This window comes from uncultured Lutibacter sp. (assembly GCF_947495725.1).
Classification (GTDB): Bacteria; Bacteroidota; Bacteroidia; order Flavobacteriales; family Flavobacteriaceae; genus Lutibacter.
Genome location: NZ_CANLZZ010000002.1, coordinates 236892 through 256126, shown reverse-complemented (window position 1 = coordinate 256126; position 19235 = coordinate 236892). Strand labels below are relative to the sequence as shown.

The window sequence follows — 19235 nt, the reverse complement described above, 5'->3', positions numbered from 1 at the left end:
CAACATTAATACTTATTTTAACTTTTACAAACTCCTTTTGTCTGAGACAAAAGTTGGTTGAATGAGGTCTAAATTTTACCTTCTTTTAAAAATTAATACTTAGCTGAGTTATCTTTTACTTATTTATAATACAAGTTTATTAGTAGCAATTGAAATACTTATTAAACTGTATTTTTATTCAAAAAAATAAATAAACCTAACAGGGGTTTAAATCTGTTAAGCTTATTTTTTAATTTTCTTTATTTATTCTTTTATTTTATTGCTCATAGAACTTTACTGCTCCTGAATGAATATCATACATTGCTCCAACAATCTTGATTTCACCTTTGCTTTGCATTTCAGCCAAAACTTCGCTATCCTTTAAAATTTTATCGATAGTTAACATTACGTTTTGTTCAGCTACATTGTTTACAAACTCTATATTTCCAGAGTTTCTTAAACTATAATCTTCAGGTAAAGTTACTGCATTAACGGCTGGTTTAATTTTTGACAACATTCCGGTAAGCTTTCCTAATTTAGCATCGTCACACGCTCCTTTTACAGCTCCACATGCAGTATGGCCTAAAACCACAATAAGCTTAGTTCCTGCCAATTTACATGCAAACTCCATGCTTCCTAAAATATCATCATTTACAAAGTTACCTGCAATACGCACACTAAAAATGTCTCCTAAACCTTGGTCAAAAACCAATTCTGCAGATACCCTAGAATCTATACAACTTAAAATTGTTGCAAATGGAAATTGTCCTTCACTAGTATCATTTACCTGTTCTAATAAGTTACGGTTTGCTTTTAAATTATCTTGAAATCTTTTATTTCCTTCAATTAAATATTGTAATGACTTCTCTGGAGTCATAGTTGCTTGTGTTTCTCTTGTATGTGCTTTCATATGTGTTTTGTTTTTTTAAATAAATTATGCTTCAGAAACTAATAACGAAACGTTTAACTTGCTTACTACCTCTTTTAATGATGTGTCAGCATTTACAGTGTTATTTCCTTTATTTTTATCTCTATCTACACATAATAAATTAATGTTGTTTTTTTGTAAATACGAAGAAAGTGTTTTCATAGCATTCGCGTTTTGCTCAAATACATACTCTACCATTTTTTCTTCGTTTAATTTTGATGTGTCTTTAGTTACATCTTGACTATTAAGAATTCTAAAAGATTTTAATGGCGCTTTTGTATGCGGCATTAAATCGTTAGAAAGCTCAGTTTTCATAATTTTATTAGAACCATTTAATACTCCTAAAGACATTTTTTCATTGGGTGCTAATGCGTTTTCATTTGAAGAAATCATTATAACTCCATTAAACTTTTTTAGTACAAAGCGTGTAATGCTATCTCCAATTAATTTAAAAGGAGCCGCCTTTCGATGGCCTAAAACAATAATATCTAGATTGTAAGCTTCTATTTGTTTTTGAATTTCTTCTTTCACTTTTCCAAATGCATAATTACCATTGATTTTTACATCGTATTCTTTTGAAAAGCTATTAACAATGTCATTTATTTTCTTTTTGGTTTTCTTATGCTCTTCATTTAAAGTTCGCATTGTAGTTAATTGGTTATCTCTATCTACAATATCTATGTATTCTTTAACATGAAATAATGTTATTTCCGCACCAATCATCTTAGCTAAACTTACACTACTTTTTAATGTTGAATTTGCTGTTTTCTTTAAGTCCGAAAGTACGAGTATTTTATATTTAAAATTTCTCATGTCTTACTAACTTAAACTTATGTTAGACTTAGGTCTCAATTGAAAAAACTCAATAAAACTAGATGGATTTTCAACAATACCTCTTTTTGAAATTAACTTAATATCAATATTTCTTTCTTTTGCTTTAAATGCAAAATCCTCTAAAATCTCAATAATATCATAGTCCAAATACCTGGTTTTAGTAACATCAAATTCTAAGTAAGTATCTATAGGTAAACTATCTAATTCTTTTAAAATAGCACCTTTATTAAAGAAGGTTACCTCCTCAGCAAGTTCCATTTTAATTTTATGTTTTCCGTTGCTCTTATCTTCAATATGAAGAAAGTGAGAGTTTTGATAACTTTTTAATAAAATAACAACTATCCCAACTAATAAACCTAATCCAATACCTACTAATAAATCCGTAAATACAATTCCAATTACTGTAACAAAAAACGGTACAGATTGTTTCCAACCTAACTTGTACATTTTTTTAAATAATGCTGGTTTAGCTAATTTATACCCCACAATAAAAAGGATGGCTGCTAATACCGAAAGAGGAATTTTATTAATAAGTCTAGGAATAAGAATTACTGCAGTAAGTAGTAAAAGACCATGAATAATTGCCGACATTTTAGTTCTTCCTCCAGATTGAATGTTAGCAGAACTTCTTACAATTACTTGTGTTATTGGTAAACCTCCAATTAATCCAGAAACTATATTACCAGTTCCTTGTGCTAATAACTCTCTATTTGTTGGAGTAACATTTTTATGTGGATCTAACTTATCTGTAGCCTCTACACATAATAAAGTTTCTAAACTAGCTACTAATGCTATTGTAAATGCAACAATCCAAACTTCCGGATTTGTAATTTGAGAGAAATTTGGAAAACTAAATTGTCCTAAAAAAGAATCTAAACTTTCTGGAACAGGAACACTAACTAAATGAGAAGGACTAATACCAAACTTTGAATTAGATCCTGTTATTAGAAAGTAAATAATACCTGCAACAACAGCTACTAACGGACCTTGTATTAATTGAAATATTTTTCCTTTGTTTGATAAAACATTACTCCAAAATAATAAAATACCTAAACCAATAAAACCAATAGTGGTAGAACCTAGGCTAATATTATTTAAAGCCATAAAGATTTCAGAAAATGTATTTTCTCCATCAATTTGAATGAACGCAAAGTCACCTTCTGGATCTGAATTATATCCAAAAAAATGTGGAATTTGTTTAAGAATAATAATAATTCCAATTCCTGTTAACATTCCTTTAATTACTGAAGAAGGAAAATAATACCCAATAATTCCTGCTTTTAAAAATCCAAAAATTAATTGAATAATTCCACCTAAAACAACAGCTACCAAGAAGTTTTCATAACTTCCTAAAGTTCCAATTGCTGTTAAAACAATGGCTGCCAATCCTGCAGCCGGACCACTAACTCCAATTTTAGAGCCACTTAAAGACCCTACCACTACACCTCCAACAATTCCAGAAATTAAACCTGAAAAAAGAGGAGCACCACTGGCTAATGCAATACCTAAACATAATGGTAATGCAACAAAAAACACGACTATACTCGCTGGCAAGTCACTTTTAATACTTTTAAACATACTATAAATAGTTTTATTTTAGTTACTCAAAACTAAAACTTGATAAATTTTAATGATTATTTCTAATTAATATATTGAACCGATTTATGAAATATGATAATCGGGAGGAGGAGAAATAATATCTAGATACGGTTTACCATATTTTTTACTGAAATACAGTAAATTAATTTTTAAATACGATACTGAAATACCTGAATTATTTGATTTTACTTGAGGAAACATAACCTGAAATTCCAAATTCTTTTCGCTTTCTTCATCATCAGGAGTAGTAATAACTAATGAAATATCAATAGAATTATCAACCATTGTAAGAATAGTTGGTAAGCCTATAAATAGCAGAAAAAGTACCGAGAAAAATAAAGAAATCCCTCTTTTTTTCATTTCATTTTTGTTTTTATCGACGGCAAATATAGTAATACTTTTAAAAATAATAGTATTACTATCATAAAAAAGTGTTAAGCTTTTATATAGTCATTGTAAATTTCTTTTTTTGAGGTACTTATTTCTAAGAAATTAACGGAATAAATTAAACAGAAGTTTCTTTTTTTAGTAAATTGGAAACAGGGTTGGTTAAACTATTTAATAGCTATTAAGTTCTATGAATGCAATTGATTCGAAGAAAAAAAGCAACCTTTTCAAAAACTAAATCAACTTTATCAACTAACTAATGTTACTTTTTATATCAATTATTTAAATTAATAAGTGCAATAATTTCTTTTTAACTAGTAATACTCTTATATTTACAAGAAATACTTAGTAATTTATGAATAATTTAAACATAAATTTTGACGTAAATAAAGAGCTATATTGTAAAAAACCCGACTCATCTGAATTAGGTAAAAAGATACTTTCAAAAAGTATTGAATTAATTGATAAAATTGGTTTTGAAGCTTTTACATTTAAAAAATTAGGTGAAGAAATTAATTCTCCTGAAAGCTCAATTTATCGCTACTTTAAAAATAAACACATGTTGCTAGTTTACTTAACTAGTTGGTACTGGAGATGGATTGAATATCAAATTGTTTTTGCAACAACCAACGTTGAGTCTCCAAAAGAACGTTTATTAAAATCTATTAGCATACTTACAAAACCTGTAATGGAATCAACATTAATTCCTTATATAAACGAAACAAGATTAAGTAATATTATTATTTCTGAATCTATAAAATCTTATCATACAAAAGATGTAGATGCTGAAAATAAGAAAGGTTTTTTTAAAGCTTATAAAATGGTAGTACAACGCGTAAGTGATATTTTATTAGAACTTAAACCTGATTTTCAATATCCGCATATGCTAGCTTCAACAGTAATTGAAGGAGCACATCATCAAAAATATTTTGCTGAACATTTACCTTCTTTAACAGATATTACTGAAGAAAAAAATACTATTGAACAGTTTTATACTGAAATGGCTTTAAATTTTATTAAATAATTACTAACTTAAAACAAAAAATGAAAAATTTATTTGACTTTAAACACTTTCGAGGTGATTTATTTGGAGGAATAACTGCAGGTATTGTAGCATTACCATTAGCACTAGCTTTTGGGGTTAGCTCTGGGCTAGGTCCAAGTGCAGGACTTTATGGAGCTATTTTCATCAGTTTTTTTGCAGCTCTTTTTGGAGGAACTAACACGCAAATTTCTGGTCCAACAGCACCAATGACAGCCGTAAGTATGGTTGTAATTGCAGGAATACTTGCTACAAATGATGGTGATTTAACAAAAGCATTACCAATTATTCTAATGGTGTTTCTATTAGCAGGTCTTATGCAAATAGGTTTAGGAATTATTGGTCTAGGAAAATATATTAGGTACATTCCCTACCCTGTTGTTTCCGGATTTATGACTGCTATTGGAGTTATTATTTTGGTTACTCAAATTTTACCATCTATAGGTTACTATCCTAAAGAAGACGTTGAATTCGTAAACCAGTTTAAGCCACAAGCTGAAGAATTAATTCTTGAAAATATTTTAAAAGACGAAGCAGGTGAAGGTATTTTAGTAATTGAAGATTTTAAAGAAACTATTAACCGTGCTCAAGAAGTGACTCAAAACGACATTTTAAAGGAATCCAAAACACTAGCTGGTAAAGAAGCTTCAGGAGTTTTGGGCGCTTTAAAAGTATTTCCAAGAGCAATACAAAACATAAATTGGTTAGAACTAATTTTAGCTTTAGGAACTATAATAATAATTTATGGCTTTAAACGAATTACAACAAAAATACCTAGTACATTGGTTGCACTTGTAGTAATGTCTGCAATTGCTATGTTAGCCAATTTAGATTATAGACCAATTCCTGAAATACCACAAGGTTTACCCGAATTTCAACTAGGAATATTTACTGGCTTTAGCCTAACAGGGTTAACACCTTATATTTTCACAGCATTAACGTTAGCACTTTTAGGAGCTATTGACTCGTTATTAACAAGTGTGGTAGCTGACAATATGACAAAAACTAAACACAAACCTAATAAAGAATTAATTGGTCAAGGTATTGGAAATAGTATTGCTTCATTATTTGGTGGTATTCCAGGTGCAGGAGCTACAATACGCACAGTAGTAAATATTAATTCTGGAGGAAAAACAAGATTATCTGGAATGATTGCAGGAGTTTTACTGTTTATTGTACTATTAATATTAGCACCTTTAGCTTCAAAAATTCCAGCAGCTGTTTTAGCAGGAATCTTAATTACAGTTGGTATTGGAGTTATGGATTATAAAGGATTAAAAGCAATTCCTTATTTACCAAAAGATGTTAAGGTAGGACCTATAAAATTCAGTATGGAAGTGCTAATAATGCTTACTGTATTAGGTTTATCAACTTTTTGGAACCTAGTTTATGCTGTTGGTATTGGATTGGTTATTGCTTCTTTAATGTTTATGAAAAAAATTGGAGATTTAACTGCACAACGATCCGATGTTAAAACCTTAAAAGAAGAAGCCTGGAAAGATGAAATAGGATTCCCTGAAAAATATAAAGAAGAAGTATTTATTAAACACATTAAAGGACCGTTATTTTTTGGATCTACAAGTGACTTTCAGCAATTAGCTCAGCAAATTCCAAAAACAGCCTCAAAAGCTATTATTCGTTTGGGCCGTATGCAGTATATGGATCAATCTGGTTTATACGCAATGGAAGATGCATTACAAGAGTTACAATCACATGATATAACTATATTGTTTGTAGGACTATTAGAACAACCGAGATACCTAATGGAACGAATTGATATTATTCCTGATTTAGTGCCAGAAGAACAAATTTTTGAAAATTTTAAAGATTGTTTAGTTTGGGTTAAGAATAATGTTAAGAATAAAAGTTTGAAATTAGAATAAAGATTTCAATAACAGTACAGTCATTTAAAAAATAAAATTACATTAAAAAATATTATAAAATGAGAACACAAACTAAAGAAATACAGGATAATTTAACACCAAAATGTGCACACGACATTTTAGTTCAAGGAAACAAAAGATTTGTTGAAAACTTAAAGGCACAAAGAAATTTAAAAGATCAAGTTTTTGAAACAAGCAAAGGTCAATATCCTTTCGCTGTAATATTAAGCTGTATAGACTCTAGAGTACCAGCTGAATTAGTTTTTGATCAAGGAATTGGAGATATTTTTAGCGTAAGAGTAGCAGGAAATATTGTAAACGAAGATATTTTAGGTTCAATGGAGTATGCTTGTAAAGTTGCAGGTTCAAAAATTTTAGTTGTTATGGGACACACAAAATGTGGTGCCGTTACAGCTGCTTGTAAAAATGTTAAATTAGGAAACATAACTCCTCTACTTGAAAAAATAAGTCCTGCTGTTAATTCTATTCGTAAAGATGATACTGAATTAACAGATGAACAAATAGAAGATGTAAGTTTTGAAAATGTAAATGTTTCTATTGACAGAATTAGAAAAGAAAGTCCAATTTTAGCCGAAATGGAGAAAAATGGAGAAATTGAAATTGTAGGTGCATCTTATGATGTAAACACAGGTTTGGTTGAATTTCATTAAGAACTAGATTTTTCATAAGTATAACACTTTATTTAAACCCAATAGTATAAATTTGAAGTTGAAAACTACACTTATGAAAACATACAATTGGGCCATTTTAGGCTGTGGAAATATTGCGAAAAAGTTCGTTACAGAACTACAAGGTTTAGGTAACGCAAATTTATATGCCACAGCATCTAGAAATATTGATACTGCAACTAGTTTTGCTTCAGAATTTAATTTCGAAAAAGCATATGGTTCGTATCAAGAAATGGTAAATGATACTAATGTTGATGTTGTTTATATAGCAACACCGCATAGTTTTCATAAAGAACATACACTACTTTGTTTACAACACAAAAAAGCTGTTCTATGTGAAAAAGCATTTGCTATAAACACTAAAGAAGTAGAACAAATGATACAAGCTTCCAAAGAAAACAACACGTTTTTAATGGAAGCTTTTTGGGTTATTTTCAGACCTAAATTCAACAAGGTTCTTGAGCTTATAAATACTAAAAACTTGGGGGAATTAAAGTTTGTAAAATCAGACTTTATGTTTAACGCTCCTTTTAACAAAAATAGCAGATTATACAACTTAGATTTAGGTGGAGGATCATTATTAGATATTGGAATTTACCCTGTTTTTACAGCACTAATGTTATTAGGAATTCCTGACACTATTGAAGCCATGCCTCATTTTAGTCCTACAAAATCCGAAGAAAGCATATCAATGCTTTTTGGATATAAAAATGGAGCAACAGCAGTTTTAAACTCAAGTTTAAAAGCAGCTTACAAAAACGATGTTGAACTTGTTTTTGAAAACGGAATTATAAAATACGATCGTTTTTCAAAAGATGCTATTGAATTAACCTTGAACAATACTAATGATAAAATTTCATTTAACCCTGGTCCAAATATGGGATATCAATTTGAAGCAATTCACGTAATGGAATGCTTAGAGAACAACTTAATTGAAAGCCCAATTTTAACAAATACAGTAAGTTTAAATTTGATGCACATATTAGATGAAATAAGAAAAAAAGCAAATATTGTTTACCCAAATCACGACTAGATATTATTTTAATTTTTTGAACAAATAATTAATTATCTTTGCGGAAATTAGAAGATAGGAAAACGAAGTATGAAAAACATTAGAAATTTTTGCATTATTGCCCATATTGACCACGGTAAAAGCACATTAGCAGATAGACTGCTCAGTTTTACAGGCACAACTACAGCTCGCGAAGAACAAGCTCAGTTATTAGACAATATGGATTTGGAACGTGAACGTGGTATTACCATTAAAAGTCACGCAATTCAAATGGATTATAGTTATGAAGGAGAAAAATATGTGCTTAATTTAATTGACACTCCTGGCCACGTAGATTTTTCATACGAAGTTTCAAGGTCTATTGCAGCTTGTGAAGGCGCACTTTTAATTGTTGATGCAGCTCAAAGTATTCAAGCACAAACAATTTCAAATTTATATTTAGCTTTAGAAAACGACCTGGAAATTATTCCAGTATTAAATAAAGTTGACTTACCAGGAGCAAATCCCGAAGAAGTTACAGATGATATTGTTGATTTGTTAGGCTGTGATCCGGAAGATGTAATCCACGCAAGTGGAAAAACTGGATTTGGAGTTGAAAACATTTTAAAAGCTATTATTGAAAAAGTTCCAGCTCCAAAAGGAAATGTTGATGAACCATTACAAGCTTTAATTTTTGACTCTGTATACAATTCCTATCGTGGTGTTGAAACTTATTTTAGAGTTTTAAATGGAGAAATTAAAAAAGGGCAACGAATAAAATTTATGGCTACCGACAATGAGTATTATGCTGATGAAGTTGGTACATTAAAATTAACACAAGTTCCTAAACCTAGCATAAAGGCAGGTGATGTTGGTTATTTAATAACTGGAATTAAAACAGCCAGTGAAATTAAAGTTGGAGATACTATTACCGATGCTCTTAAACCAACTCAAAATATAATTGAAGGATTTGAAGATGTAAAACCAATGGTTTTTGCTGGAATTTATCCAGTCGATACTGAAGATTATGAAGAGCTTCGTAATTCCATGGAAAAACTTCAATTGAATGATGCTTCCTTAGTATTTATTCCTGAAAGTTCTGCTGCTTTAGGATTTGGATTTAGGTGTGGATTCTTAGGAATGCTACATTTAGAAATTATACAGGAACGTTTAGAACGTGAATTTGATATGACGGTTATTACTACCGTGCCAAACGTATCATACCACGCTTTTACGAATAAAAATCCCGATACAATATTACTAGTAAATAACCCTTCTGATTTACCTGAACCTTCTAAACTAAACAGAGTTGAAGAACCTTTTATTAAGGCAACTATTATTACAAAATCCGATTTTGTTGGCCCCGTAATGAGTTTATGTATAGAAAAACGAGGGCAAATTTCAAATCAAACTTACTTAACTCCTGAACGTGTTGAATTAACTTTTGAGATGCCATTAGCTGAAATTGTATTCGATTTTTACGATAGATTAAAAACCGTTTCTAAAGGATACGCATCTTTTGATTACCACCCAATTGGTTTAAAGGCTTCTAAATTGGTAAAAGTAGATATTTTATTAAACGGACAGTCAGTTGATGCACTTTCTGCATTAATTCATGCAGATAGCGCCTATTCTATTGGTAAAAAAATGTGTGAAAAATTAAGACAATTAATACCACGTCAACAATTCGATATTCCTATTCAAGCTGCAATTGGAGCTAAAATTATTTCCAGAGAAACTGTAAAAGCACTTAGAAAAGATGTTACAGCAAAATGTTATGGTGGTGATATTTCACGTAAACGTAAATTATTGGAAAAACAAAAGAAAGGTAAAAAACGTATGCGTCAAGTTGGTAATGTAGAAATTCCACAAGAAGCATTTATGGCCGTATTAAAATTGAATGATTAAATTATAAATTTAATATATTAACATAAAAAAGCCCTTCCACTTTAAAAAGTAGAAGGGCTTTTTTATAAAATACAGTTCAATTACTCTCCGTGCATCCAAGCTTTTTTAGCTAACAATTGTTCTTCAGTTTCAACGTGATCTTCATCAGGAACACAACAATCAACTGGACATACAGAAGCACATTGAGGCTCATCGTGGAAACCTTTACATTCTGTACACTTATCTGTTACAATAAAGTAGAACTCATCAGATATTGCTTCATTCATTTCATCAGCGTCAGCTTCTTCTCCATTTGGTAAAGTAATGGTTCCGCTTAATTCTGTTTCATCTGCATACGCCCATTCACTATCTGGTTCGTATATTGCATTATTTGGACATTCTGAAATACATGCGTCGCAATTAATACATTCGTCTGTTATTTTAATAGCCATATTTTCTTAATTTAATTTTTAAATAATTACAAATTTATAAATTTTTAAACAAGTGAGTGTGATAAAAGTCATTTATAGATTTAAAAACTAACTATAAATTTGAGATAGTCAAAACAGTGTGAAAAAATTTGTATAAATTTAAATAAAATTTTCTAATTAGCATAAATTATGATTACAGCTAAAATAAAGGGTCAACCTGAAGCGTTAGAAGCAGTCATCATCAGATTTGTTGGTGATTCAGGTGACGGAATGCAGTTAACAGGAACACAATTTTCAGACACTTCAGCAATGTTTGGAAATGATATAGCAACTTTTCCAAATTATCCCTCTGAAATAAGGGCGCCACAAGGAAGTTTATATGGGGTTTCAGGATTTCAGGTTCATATTGGTAGTGTTGAAATTAGCACACCCGGGGATGAGGTTGATTTACTTGTTGCAATGAATCCTGCTGGATTAAAAACTAACTTACACGCCGTTAAACCTGGTCATACCATTATTGTAGATACTGATTCTTTTACTAAAAAGAATTTAGAAAAAGCTCAATACGAAACCAATCCATTAGAAGATAATAGTTTAGAAAATTATCGTGTAATTGAAGTTTCAATGACATCCTTAACCAAAGAATCTTTAAAAGGTGTTGAAGGTTTAGATAATAAATCAATTACTCGTAGTAAAAATATGTTTGCTCTAGGAATGGTTTATTGGATGTATGATAGATCTACAGAGCATACAGAAGATTTTTTCAATAAAAAGTTTAAATCTAAACCAAATGTAATTGAAGCTAACACCAGAGTTTTAAAAGCTGGTTTTAATTATGCAAATACATTAGAACTAATTCCAAACTCATATACTATTTCTCCAGCTAAAATGGCTCCTGGAACCTATAGAATTATTATGGGTAATACAGCTACGGCTTGGGGATTTTTAGCTGCTGCTGAAAAATCTGGATTAGAATTATTTTTAGGTTCATATCCAATTACTCCTGCGACTGATATTTTACACGAATTGGTTAAACACAAGCATTTTGGTGTAAAAGCATTTCAAGCTGAAGACGAAATTGCAGGTATTGCATCAGCCATTGGAGCATCATTTGCTGGAGATTTAGCTATTACAACTACATCTGGACCAGGTTTGGCTTTAAAAGGTGAAGCACTTGGTTTAGCTATGATGATTGAACTTCCTTTGGTTGTAGTGAACGTTCAGCGTGGTGGACCTTCGACAGGATTGCCAACTAAAACTGAACAATCAGACTTATTACAAGCCATGTATGGGCGAAATGGTGAAAGCCCAGTAATTGTTATTGCTGCAAGTACACCTGCAGATTGCTTTGACTTTGCCTTTGAAGCTTCAAAATTGGCATTAGAACATATGACGCCGGTTATTTTATTAACTGATGGATATATTGCTAATGGATCGGCTCCTTGGAAAATTCATTCTGTAGACGATATGCCTGAAATTAAAAACAACTTGGTAAATGAAGTAAAAGAAAATTGGCACCCATATAACAGAAATGAAGATACATTAGCTAGAAATTGGGCAATCCCAGGAACTCCTGGCTTAGAACATAGAGTTGGTGGACTTGAAAAAGATAGCGTAACAGGTAATGTTTCCTATGTTCCAGAAAATCATGAATACATGACTAAAATTAGAGCAGAAAAAATAAAACGTGTACAAAACTATATTCCAGATGTTGAAGTTGAATTTGCCCAAACGGGAGACTTATTAGTTATTGGCTGGGGAGGAACTTATGGTTCATTACATTCTGCTGTGAAACAAATAAATAAAGAAGGGTACGATAAAATAGGTTTTGCTCATTTTAACTATATTAATCCGCTTCCAAAAAACACAAGACAAGTATTGGCAAGATTCAAAAAAGTAGTTGTGTGTGAATTAAATAATGGGCAATTTTCAAAAGTATTAAGTAATAACTTTAATGGATGTGAATTTATACAATTCAATAAAATACAAGGTTTACCTTTTGGAAATACTGAATTAATTGAAAAATTTAAACAATTAGTACAATAATTATGGAAACAGCTGAAAAAAAATATACATTCAAAGATTTCACTAGCGACCAAGAGGTTAGATGGTGCCCTGGTTGTGACGATTATGTTATTTTAAGATCTATGCAAAAAGCACTTCCTGATATGGGTGTAAAAAGAGAAGACGTGGTATTTATTTCTGGAATTGGGTGTTCTTCGCGTTTTCCATACTATATGAATACATATGGAATGCATAGTATTCATGGTAGAGCTCCAGGAATTGCTTCAGGAGTAAAATTAGCAAATCCAGATTTAAGCGTATGGATAATTACAGGAGATGGAGATGCTATGGCAATTGGTGGAAATCATTTTATACATGTACTACGTAGAAACATTGACCTTAATATAGTATTGTTTAATAACGAAATTTACGGTTTAACAAAAGGGCAGTTTTCACCAACATCATTAGTTGGACAAAAAACAAAATCTTCTCCTTATGGAAATATTCAACAGCCTTTTTCTCCTGGCGAATTAGCAATGGGAGCTCAAGCCCGTTTTTTCGCAAGAATTGGAGGGAATAACCCAAAAGATATGACCAATATATTTATTGAATCTCATAAATTTAAAGGAACTTCCTTAATAGAAGTTTTACAAAATTGTGTAATATTTAATGATGGTTGTTTTAAAAGCGTTACCGATAAAACTGTAAAAGAAGATCAACAAATTTACCTTGAACACGGAAAACCTATGATTTTTGGTAAAGAACGTAACAAAGGTTTAATTCTTAATGGTCTAAAACTTGAAGTGGTAACAATTGGAGAAAATGGTATAACCCAAGAAGATTTGCTGGTTCACAATGCCAAAGAACAAGATCCAACATTACATCAAATGTTAATTCGATTACAGTATCCTGTTGCAACAGGTGTAATAAGAAGCTTTGATGATATTACGCTTGAAGAAAGAATGGATGATGTTACAAAGCAAGTAAAGGCTAATTCAAACTTCAAAAAAACAGACGATTTATTCTTCTCTGGTGAAACATATGAAGTTAAGTAATAAATGTTGCAATGATACCTGATATAAATCAGGTATCATTCTTTTCCGTACTTTTACATTTATACTTTAAAAAAAAACTAATTCTTATTAAATAATTCAATTAATCTACTACTTTTGTAGACTAACTAAAAAAACGCATAAAAATGGGCTCAGAAGCAATTATTGTATTTCTGTTAGCTGGCATTGTATTAGTTGCTGGCGCAAATTTTTTATCGAATCTAATTTCGCATAAGTCCGATAATCCACAAAAAAGAGAACCATATGAAAGTGGTATGACTACGGTTGGCCCTACCTGGGTTCAATTTAAAGTAGGTTATTACTTATTTGCCATTTTATTCTTAATCTTTGATGTTGAAGTTGCATTTTTAATTCCTTGGGCAGTGGTTTTTAAGGATGTAGGTGCTGTTGCTTTTATTGAAATATTAGTATTTCTGGTAATATTAGGATTAGGTTTGTTGTATGCGTGGAAAAAAGGAGCATTAAAATGGGAGTAGATAAAAAAAGATTTATAAGTGAATTGGGAGATGATGGAAGAACTCCTGTAATTCCGAAAGATTTTCCAGGGAAAGTAATTCCAGCAGGAAATGGAGCTAATGTAATTGTTACTTCACTAGATCAAATCATAAATTGGGGACGATCAAATTCGCTTTGGTCGCTCTATTTTGGTACAAGTTGTTGTGCCATTGAAATGATGCAAACTGGTGCCGCAAAACACGATTACTCAAGATTTGGATTTGAAGTTGCACGTCCTTCCCCTCGTCAGGCAGATTTAATTATTATAGCAGGAACCATTGTTAACAAAATGGCACCTGTTTTAAGAAGATTATACGATCAAATGGCCGAGCCAAAGTATGTAATTGCAATGGGAGCTTGTGCTATTTCTGGTGGACCATTTTTCTACAACACTTATTCAGTTGTAAAAGGTGCAGATCACGTAATTCCAGTAGATGTTTACGTTCCGGGATGTCCGCCTAGGCCTGAAGCTTTATTAGAAGGAATGCTAATGCTTCAAGATAAAATTAGAACTGAAAACATGAAACATAAAGAGAATCCTATTGATGGATTTGATGAAGGTAAATAAAAGAGCAGTTATGACGAACGAAGCATTACAAAATTTAATAAGCAGTTGGAATTTTGAATTAGAATTCACGGAAGAAGGCTCTCAATTTTTAAATATTTCTGTTAAACCTGAAAGCTTTCACCAATTAATGTCTCAATTAAAAAGTAATAACGAAACATATTTCGATTATTTGTTTTGTGTTACCGGTATGGATTGGGGTAAAGAATTAGGTGTGATTTATCATTTAGAATCTACCAAGCACAGACATATTATTGTTATAAAAATAAAAACAGACGATAGAGAAAATCCAACCTTTGATACAGTTTCTGATATATGGAAAACTGCCGATTTTCACGAACGTGAAGTTTTTGATTTCTTTGGAATAAAATTCAATAACCATCCAAATTTAAAACGGTTGTTTTTAACAGATGAATGGGAAGGATTTCCTTTAAGAAAAGATTATGTAGATGAAATTAATATGGTTATTAAATAAATAATAATGGATACAAACATTGCAAATAGCAACTTAAAATCTGAAGATTATTTTATAAATATGGGACCTCAGCACCCTGCAACGCATGGTGTTTTGCGATTACTTTTAACCATTGATGGTGAAATAATTAAAAAGGTTGAACCAGATTTAGGATACATACATCGTTCTATTGAAAAAATGTGTGAACGCGATAGTTATCAGCAAATTGTTCATTTAACTGATAGAATGGACTATTTGTCTTCACATATTAATAATGAAGCAGTTTGTTTAACTGTTGAAAACGCATTACAACTAGAAGTTCCTGAACGCGTAAAAGTAATAAGGACCATTATTGGCGAATTAACTCGAATTGCGTCACACTGTTTATGGTGGGGAGTGATGGGAATGGATGTTGGAGCCTTAACAACTTATTTTTACGGTTTTAGAGATCGTGAAATGATTAATGACATTTTTGAAGAAACCTGTGGAGCTCGTTTAACAATGAACTACAATATTCCAGGAGGTTTAATGTTCGATATTCATCCTAATTTTGTAAAAAGAACAAAGGATTTTGTAGCTCATTTCAAAACAAAAATCCCTGAATATGATAAATTACTAACTGGAAATGTAATTTTTCAAAAAAGAATGAAAGGTGTGGGGATTTTAAGCAAAGAAGATGCAATTTCTTTTGGCGCTTCTGGTCCTGTTGCTCGTGGTTCTGGTTATTCATGTGATGTTAGAAAATACCATTCATATAGTGCTTTAGATAAAGTAACTTTTAATGAAGCTTTAAAAACCGAAGGAGATAGTTTAGCGCGTTACGAAGTTAGAATTCAAGAAATGTGGGAATCACTTTCTATTATTGAACAATTAATTGATAATATTCCTGAAGGCGAACATAAAGTTGCTACAAATGCAGTAATTAAATTACCAAAAGGTGAGTTTTATCAAAAAGTTGAAACCGCAAGAGGTGAATTAGGTGTATTTATAAATAGTACAGGAACTAAAAATCCCTATAGGTTAAAGTTTCGTTCTCCAGGATTTTCAAATTTATCGCTGTTGAATCATATTGCAGTTGGTGGTAAAATTGGAGATTTAGTAGCTTCTATGGCAACATTAGATTTGGTAATTCCTGATATAGATAGATAAAGAATTATGATTTTAAGTATAAACATTGTAGAAAATAATATGCTAAATATGCTTCTAATTGCAGCAATCTATTTAGGAATATTTTCTGTTGCTGGATTATTTTTAGTGTTATTAGAGCGTAAAGTAGCAGCTTGGTTTCAATTGCGTTTAGGTCCAAATAGAGTTGGACCATGGGGATTATTACAAACTATGGCAGATGCTTTAAAACTAGTTTCAAAGGAATTAACTGGTACTGTAAAAGCTGATAAATTCTTATACAATTTAGCGCCTTATTTTGTAATTATTTCAAGTTTAATGGCATTAGCTGTATTTCCTTTTACACAAGAATTTCAAGCATTTGACATAAATATTGGTATCTTCTTTTTAATTGCAATATCATCAATTGGTGTTATTGGAATTTTATTAGGAGGTTGGGCAAGTAACAATAAATTCGCCTTAATTGGTGCTATGCGAAGTGGAGTTCAAACTATAAGTTATGAGCTTTCCGTAGGTTTATCGCTGGTAACTATGGTTTTACTTACTGGTACTCTGCAACTTTCCGAAATTATTGAAGTTCAAAAAAATGGTTGGCTTATTGTTCAAGGTCATATTCCTGCAATTATTGCATTTATGATTTATATGATTGCCGGTACTGCTGAAACAAATAGAGCGCCTTTTGATATGGTTGAAGCTGAAAGTGAATTAGGAGCTGGTTTTCATACAGAATATTCAGGAATGAAATTCGCCTATTTCTTTTTAGCCGAATTTATAAATATGTTCATTATTGCTGCTATTGCAGCCACCGTATTTTTTGGAGGATGGCTAGAGCCAGCTTGGTTAACACCACTTGGTATTGCAGAAGTATTTCCAGCTATAGGTGTTTTCTGGTTTTTGGGAAAAACGTTCGCCTTGGTATTTTTAATGATGTGGTTTAGATGGACATTCCCAAGGTTAAGAGTTGACCAATTATTAACATTAGAGTGGAAGTATTTGTTACCACTTAACTTACTAAATATAGTGCTTATGGCTCTAATTGTTTGGTTAGGTTTAACAATTCAAATATAGATTATGAGTTATTTTGGAGATATATATAAAGGAATAAAAACGCTGCTCACGGGTATGAGTGTTACCGGAAAGGTGTTTTTAAATAATAAGAACAATTCCATTACTCAACAATACCCTGACAATAGAGAAACCTTAAAAATGTTTAACCGTTTTCGAGGTGAAGTTGTAATGCCTCACAATGAAAAAAATGAACATACGTGTACTGGTTGTCAGAAATGTGAAATTGCTTGTCCTAATGGTTCTATTGAAATTATTTGGGACAGACAAATTGACCCTGAAAGTGGGAAAAAGAAAAAAATGATTGACCAACACATTTACCATTTAGGAATGTGTACAATGTGTGGATTATGTATAGAAGCTTGCCCAACTGATGCTATTTTATGGGCTCAGAATTACGAAAATTCAGTTTACGATAGATCAGCTTTAACAAAAGTTTTAAATCAACCTGGCTCTAAAATTATGCCTGGTGTAGAAGACTAAACATATGGAAAGATATATATTTTACATTTTAGCAGTAATCCTAATTGTTTCGGCAATTGCATCTGTTTCAAGCAAAAAAATGTTGCGCTCTGTTATTTATTTATTATTTACACTTTGTGGAATTGCAGGAATCTATTTTTTAATTGATTATAACTTTTTAGCCGCCATTCAACTAACAGTTTATGCCGGTGGAATTATTGTGTTAATCATATTTTCTGTAGTTCTAATCCATCACATTGAAATGGAATTAGAAGTTGCTAAACTCTCTAAAAAAATAATTGTTGGTTTGGCTTGTGCAATTGGTCTAGGAGTTTTCTTAACCACTATTTACTCACATCAATTTAATGTGGTTGAAAATTATAATTCTGTTACTACAGAACAAATTGGTTTAAAGTTATTGAGTTATGATGAAGGTGGTTTTATTTTACCATTTGAAGTAATAAGTGTTTTATTATTAGCTGCAATGATTGGAGCCATAGTAATTGCGAAAGGGAAAAAGATGGAAGATGGAAGACCAAAGTCGGAAGTTTTAAATGAAGATAAATAAATTATGAAATTCAAATTTGAAAACTTATTGATTTGGCAGAAAGCTATGGAAATTGGGGAAGACATTAATTTATTGTCAGAAAAATTTCCTAATAAAGAAATATACAATCTTTCATCTCAAATTAGAAGAGCTGTAGATTCTGTAGCATTAAATATTTCTGAAGGCTCAATAGGACAAACAAATCCTGAATTCAAACGTTTTATGGGTTATTCCATAAGATCTTTAGCTGAAGTTGTAACCTGTTTACACAAAGCTTATAGAAGAGAATATATTACAGAACAAGAATTTAATAAATATTATGAAGCGTCATTTAATCTAATGAATATGATGATTGCTTTTAGAAAAAATATAAAATAATGAAAAATCAACTTCAGTCTTCTTTCTTTTGTCCTCAGGCTTCAGACTTCGGACTTCAAACTTTAAAAATATGATAGCCGGAATAAGCATTTACGAAATATTGACCGTTACTTCTATCCTATTCTTTATTGGAGTTTATGGTTTTTTAACACGGAAAAATTTGATTTCAATATTAATGTCAATTGAATTGATATTGAATGCATCAGTTATAAACTTTGTTGTTATCAACAAATATTTATATCCAGATATGTTACAAGGAGTCATTTTCTCCATTTTTATAATTGCCGTTGCCGCTGCCGAAACAGCTTTAGCAGTTGCTATTATTATTAACCTATACAGACAAATTGCTTCTGTAGAAGTTAAAGACACTGAAATTATGAAGTATTAAAATAAAGTAAAAAGGAACACAATGAATTT

The 19235-nt window shown here is 31.0% G+C and carries 21 protein-coding genes; 16 read left to right on the top strand and 5 right to left on the bottom strand.

Going from position 1 to position 19235, the window contains the following annotated elements:
• Positions 1-256: 256 nt before the first annotated feature.
• The 4 genes from Q0776_RS04840 to Q0776_RS04825 form a co-directional block, all read right to left on the bottom strand.
• Positions 257-889, bottom strand: a complete 633-nt coding sequence (locus Q0776_RS04840; protein ID WP_298365595.1) for a carbonic anhydrase family protein — start codon at positions 887-889, stop codon at positions 257-259.
• A gap of 24 nt (positions 890-913) precedes the next feature.
• Complete coding sequence (locus Q0776_RS04835; protein WP_298365593.1) at positions 914-1720, bottom strand: universal stress protein; 807 nt, start codon at positions 1718-1720, stop codon at positions 914-916.
• Positions 1721-1726: 6 nt separating this feature from the next.
• A complete protein-coding gene (locus tag Q0776_RS04830; protein ID WP_298365590.1) occupies positions 1727-3319 on the bottom strand; it encodes a SulP family inorganic anion transporter in 1593 nt (530 codons plus the stop codon).
• An 84-nt stretch (positions 3320-3403) separates the two neighbouring features.
• On the bottom strand, positions 3404-3700 hold the full coding sequence (locus Q0776_RS04825; protein WP_298365589.1) for a hypothetical protein: 297 nt from the start codon (positions 3698-3700) through the stop codon (positions 3404-3406).
• Positions 3701-4082: 382 nt separating this feature from the next.
• On the opposite strand from Q0776_RS04825, the gene Q0776_RS04820 reads away from it, so the two are divergent.
• The 5 genes from Q0776_RS04820 (at position 4083) to lepA (ending at position 10240) form a co-directional block, all read left to right on the top strand.
• Positions 4083-4751 (top strand): TetR/AcrR family transcriptional regulator, encoded by a 669-nt coding sequence (locus tag Q0776_RS04820; protein WP_298365587.1) that lies wholly within the window; start codon positions 4083-4085, stop codon positions 4749-4751.
• A gap of 20 nt (positions 4752-4771) precedes the next feature.
• Entirely contained in the window at positions 4772-6652 is a 1881-nt protein-coding gene (locus Q0776_RS04815) for a SulP family inorganic anion transporter (protein ID WP_298365585.1), read from the top strand.
• Positions 6653-6711: 59 nt separating this feature from the next.
• Positions 6712-7323 carry a carbonic anhydrase family protein gene (locus Q0776_RS04810; RefSeq protein WP_298365583.1) on the top strand — a complete coding sequence of 204 codons (612 nt, stop codon included), beginning with the start codon at positions 6712-6714 and terminating at the stop codon, positions 7321-7323.
• 73 nt (positions 7324-7396) lie between these two features.
• Positions 7397-8374 (top strand): Gfo/Idh/MocA family oxidoreductase, encoded by a 978-nt coding sequence (locus Q0776_RS04805; protein WP_298365581.1) that lies wholly within the window; start codon positions 7397-7399, stop codon positions 8372-8374.
• Between the two features lie 69 nt (positions 8375-8443).
• The gene (lepA, locus tag Q0776_RS04800) at positions 8444-10240 is read left to right on the top strand and encodes a translation elongation factor 4 (RefSeq protein WP_298365580.1); all 1797 of its coding nucleotides are present in this window, start codon (positions 8444-8446) and stop codon (positions 10238-10240) included.
• Between the two features lie 80 nt (positions 10241-10320).
• On the opposite strand, the gene Q0776_RS04795 is transcribed toward lepA, so the two are convergent.
• A complete protein-coding gene (locus Q0776_RS04795; RefSeq protein WP_298365579.1) occupies positions 10321-10671 on the bottom strand; it encodes a 4Fe-4S dicluster domain-containing protein in 351 nt (116 codons plus the stop codon).
• Positions 10672-10839: 168 nt separating this feature from the next.
• Here Q0776_RS04795 and Q0776_RS04790 point away from each other — a divergent pair, with 168 nt between their 5' ends.
• The 11 genes from Q0776_RS04790 to nuoK all read left to right on the top strand — a co-directional run bounded on the left by Q0776_RS04790 (position 10840) and on the right by nuoK (position 19206).
• Positions 10840-12696, top strand: coding sequence for a 2-oxoacid:acceptor oxidoreductase subunit alpha (locus tag Q0776_RS04790; RefSeq protein ID WP_298365578.1), 1857 nt, complete (start codon positions 10840-10842; stop codon positions 12694-12696).
• 2 nt (positions 12697-12698) lie between these two features.
• Positions 12699-13709 (top strand): 2-oxoacid:ferredoxin oxidoreductase subunit beta, encoded by a 1011-nt coding sequence (locus Q0776_RS04785; RefSeq protein WP_298365575.1) that lies wholly within the window; start codon positions 12699-12701, stop codon positions 13707-13709.
• Between the two features lie 143 nt (positions 13710-13852).
• A complete protein-coding gene (locus tag Q0776_RS04780; RefSeq protein ID WP_298365573.1) occupies positions 13853-14203 on the top strand; it encodes an NADH-quinone oxidoreductase subunit A in 351 nt (116 codons plus the stop codon).
• On the top strand, positions 14194-14790 hold the full coding sequence (nuoB, locus tag Q0776_RS04775; protein WP_298365571.1) for an NADH-quinone oxidoreductase subunit NuoB: 597 nt from the start codon (positions 14194-14196) through the stop codon (positions 14788-14790). The genes Q0776_RS04780 and nuoB overlap by 10 nt, the downstream gene beginning before the upstream one ends.
• 10 nt (positions 14791-14800) lie before the next feature.
• Complete coding sequence (locus Q0776_RS04770) at positions 14801-15262, top strand: NADH-quinone oxidoreductase subunit C (RefSeq protein ID WP_298365569.1); 462 nt, start codon at positions 14801-14803, stop codon at positions 15260-15262.
• 6 nt (positions 15263-15268) lie between these two features.
• Entirely contained in the window at positions 15269-16390 is a 1122-nt protein-coding gene (locus Q0776_RS04765; RefSeq protein WP_298365567.1) for an NADH-quinone oxidoreductase subunit D, read from the top strand.
• Positions 16391-16396: 6 nt separating this feature from the next.
• Positions 16397-17434: an NADH-quinone oxidoreductase subunit NuoH gene (gene nuoH, locus Q0776_RS04760; protein ID WP_298365565.1), complete on the top strand. Its 1038-nt coding sequence runs from the start codon at positions 16397-16399 to the stop codon at positions 17432-17434.
• Positions 17435-17437: 3 nt separating this feature from the next.
• A complete protein-coding gene (locus Q0776_RS04755; protein ID WP_298365563.1) occupies positions 17438-17914 on the top strand; it encodes a 4Fe-4S binding protein in 477 nt (158 codons plus the stop codon).
• 4 nt (positions 17915-17918) lie between these two features.
• Positions 17919-18461 (top strand): NADH-quinone oxidoreductase subunit J, encoded by a 543-nt coding sequence (locus Q0776_RS04750; RefSeq protein ID WP_298365561.1) that lies wholly within the window; start codon positions 17919-17921, stop codon positions 18459-18461.
• Between the two features lie 3 nt (positions 18462-18464).
• Complete coding sequence (locus tag Q0776_RS04745) at positions 18465-18818, top strand: four helix bundle protein (protein ID WP_298365558.1); 354 nt, start codon at positions 18465-18467, stop codon at positions 18816-18818.
• A 70-nt stretch (positions 18819-18888) separates the two neighbouring features.
• A complete protein-coding gene (nuoK, locus tag Q0776_RS04740) occupies positions 18889-19206 on the top strand; it encodes an NADH-quinone oxidoreductase subunit NuoK (protein ID WP_089381662.1) in 318 nt (105 codons plus the stop codon).
• The last annotated feature ends 29 nt before the right edge of the window (positions 19207-19235 follow it).

Bases quoted from the DNA above. Each gene is read 5' to 3' on its own strand.
- Q0776_RS04815 (WP_298365585.1), top strand. From the start codon at position 4,772: ATGAAAAATTTATTTGACTTTAAACACTTTCGAGGTGATTTATTTGGA.
- Q0776_RS04785 (WP_298365575.1), top strand. From the start codon at position 12,699: ATGGAAACAGCTGAAAAAAAATATACATTCAAAGATTTCACTAGCGAC.
- Q0776_RS04840 (WP_298365595.1), bottom strand. From the start codon at position 889: ATGAAAGCACATACAAGAGAAACACAAGCAACTATGACTCCAGAGAAG.
- Q0776_RS04745 (WP_298365558.1), top strand. From the start codon at position 18,465: ATGAAATTCAAATTTGAAAACTTATTGATTTGGCAGAAAGCTATGGAA.
- Q0776_RS04825 (WP_298365589.1), bottom strand. From the start codon at position 3,700: ATGAAAAAAAGAGGGATTTCTTTATTTTTCTCGGTACTTTTTCTGCTA.
- lepA (WP_298365580.1), top strand. From the start codon at position 8,444: ATGAAAAACATTAGAAATTTTTGCATTATTGCCCATATTGACCACGGT.
- Q0776_RS04755 (WP_298365563.1), top strand. From the start codon at position 17,438: ATGAGTTATTTTGGAGATATATATAAAGGAATAAAAACGCTGCTCACG.
- Q0776_RS04795 (WP_298365579.1), bottom strand. From the start codon at position 10,671: ATGGCTATTAAAATAACAGACGAATGTATTAATTGCGACGCATGTATT.
- nuoK (WP_089381662.1), top strand. From the start codon at position 18,889: ATGATAGCCGGAATAAGCATTTACGAAATATTGACCGTTACTTCTATC.
- Q0776_RS04790 (WP_298365578.1), top strand. From the start codon at position 10,840: ATGATTACAGCTAAAATAAAGGGTCAACCTGAAGCGTTAGAAGCAGTC.
- nuoB (WP_298365571.1), top strand. From the start codon at position 14,194: ATGGGAGTAGATAAAAAAAGATTTATAAGTGAATTGGGAGATGATGGA.
- Q0776_RS04750 (WP_298365561.1), top strand. From the start codon at position 17,919: ATGGAAAGATATATATTTTACATTTTAGCAGTAATCCTAATTGTTTCG.
- nuoH (WP_298365565.1), top strand. From the start codon at position 16,397: ATGATTTTAAGTATAAACATTGTAGAAAATAATATGCTAAATATGCTT.
- Q0776_RS04765 (WP_298365567.1), top strand. From the start codon at position 15,269: ATGGATACAAACATTGCAAATAGCAACTTAAAATCTGAAGATTATTTT.
- Q0776_RS04770 (WP_298365569.1), top strand. From the start codon at position 14,801: ATGACGAACGAAGCATTACAAAATTTAATAAGCAGTTGGAATTTTGAA.
- Q0776_RS04810 (WP_298365583.1), top strand. From the start codon at position 6,712: ATGAGAACACAAACTAAAGAAATACAGGATAATTTAACACCAAAATGT.
- Q0776_RS04780 (WP_298365573.1), top strand. From the start codon at position 13,853: ATGGGCTCAGAAGCAATTATTGTATTTCTGTTAGCTGGCATTGTATTA.
- Q0776_RS04830 (WP_298365590.1), bottom strand. From the start codon at position 3,319: ATGTTTAAAAGTATTAAAAGTGACTTGCCAGCGAGTATAGTCGTGTTT.
- Q0776_RS04820 (WP_298365587.1), top strand. From the start codon at position 4,083: ATGAATAATTTAAACATAAATTTTGACGTAAATAAAGAGCTATATTGT.
- Q0776_RS04835 (WP_298365593.1), bottom strand. From the start codon at position 1,720: ATGAGAAATTTTAAATATAAAATACTCGTACTTTCGGACTTAAAGAAA.
- Q0776_RS04805 (WP_298365581.1), top strand. From the start codon at position 7,397: ATGAAAACATACAATTGGGCCATTTTAGGCTGTGGAAATATTGCGAAA.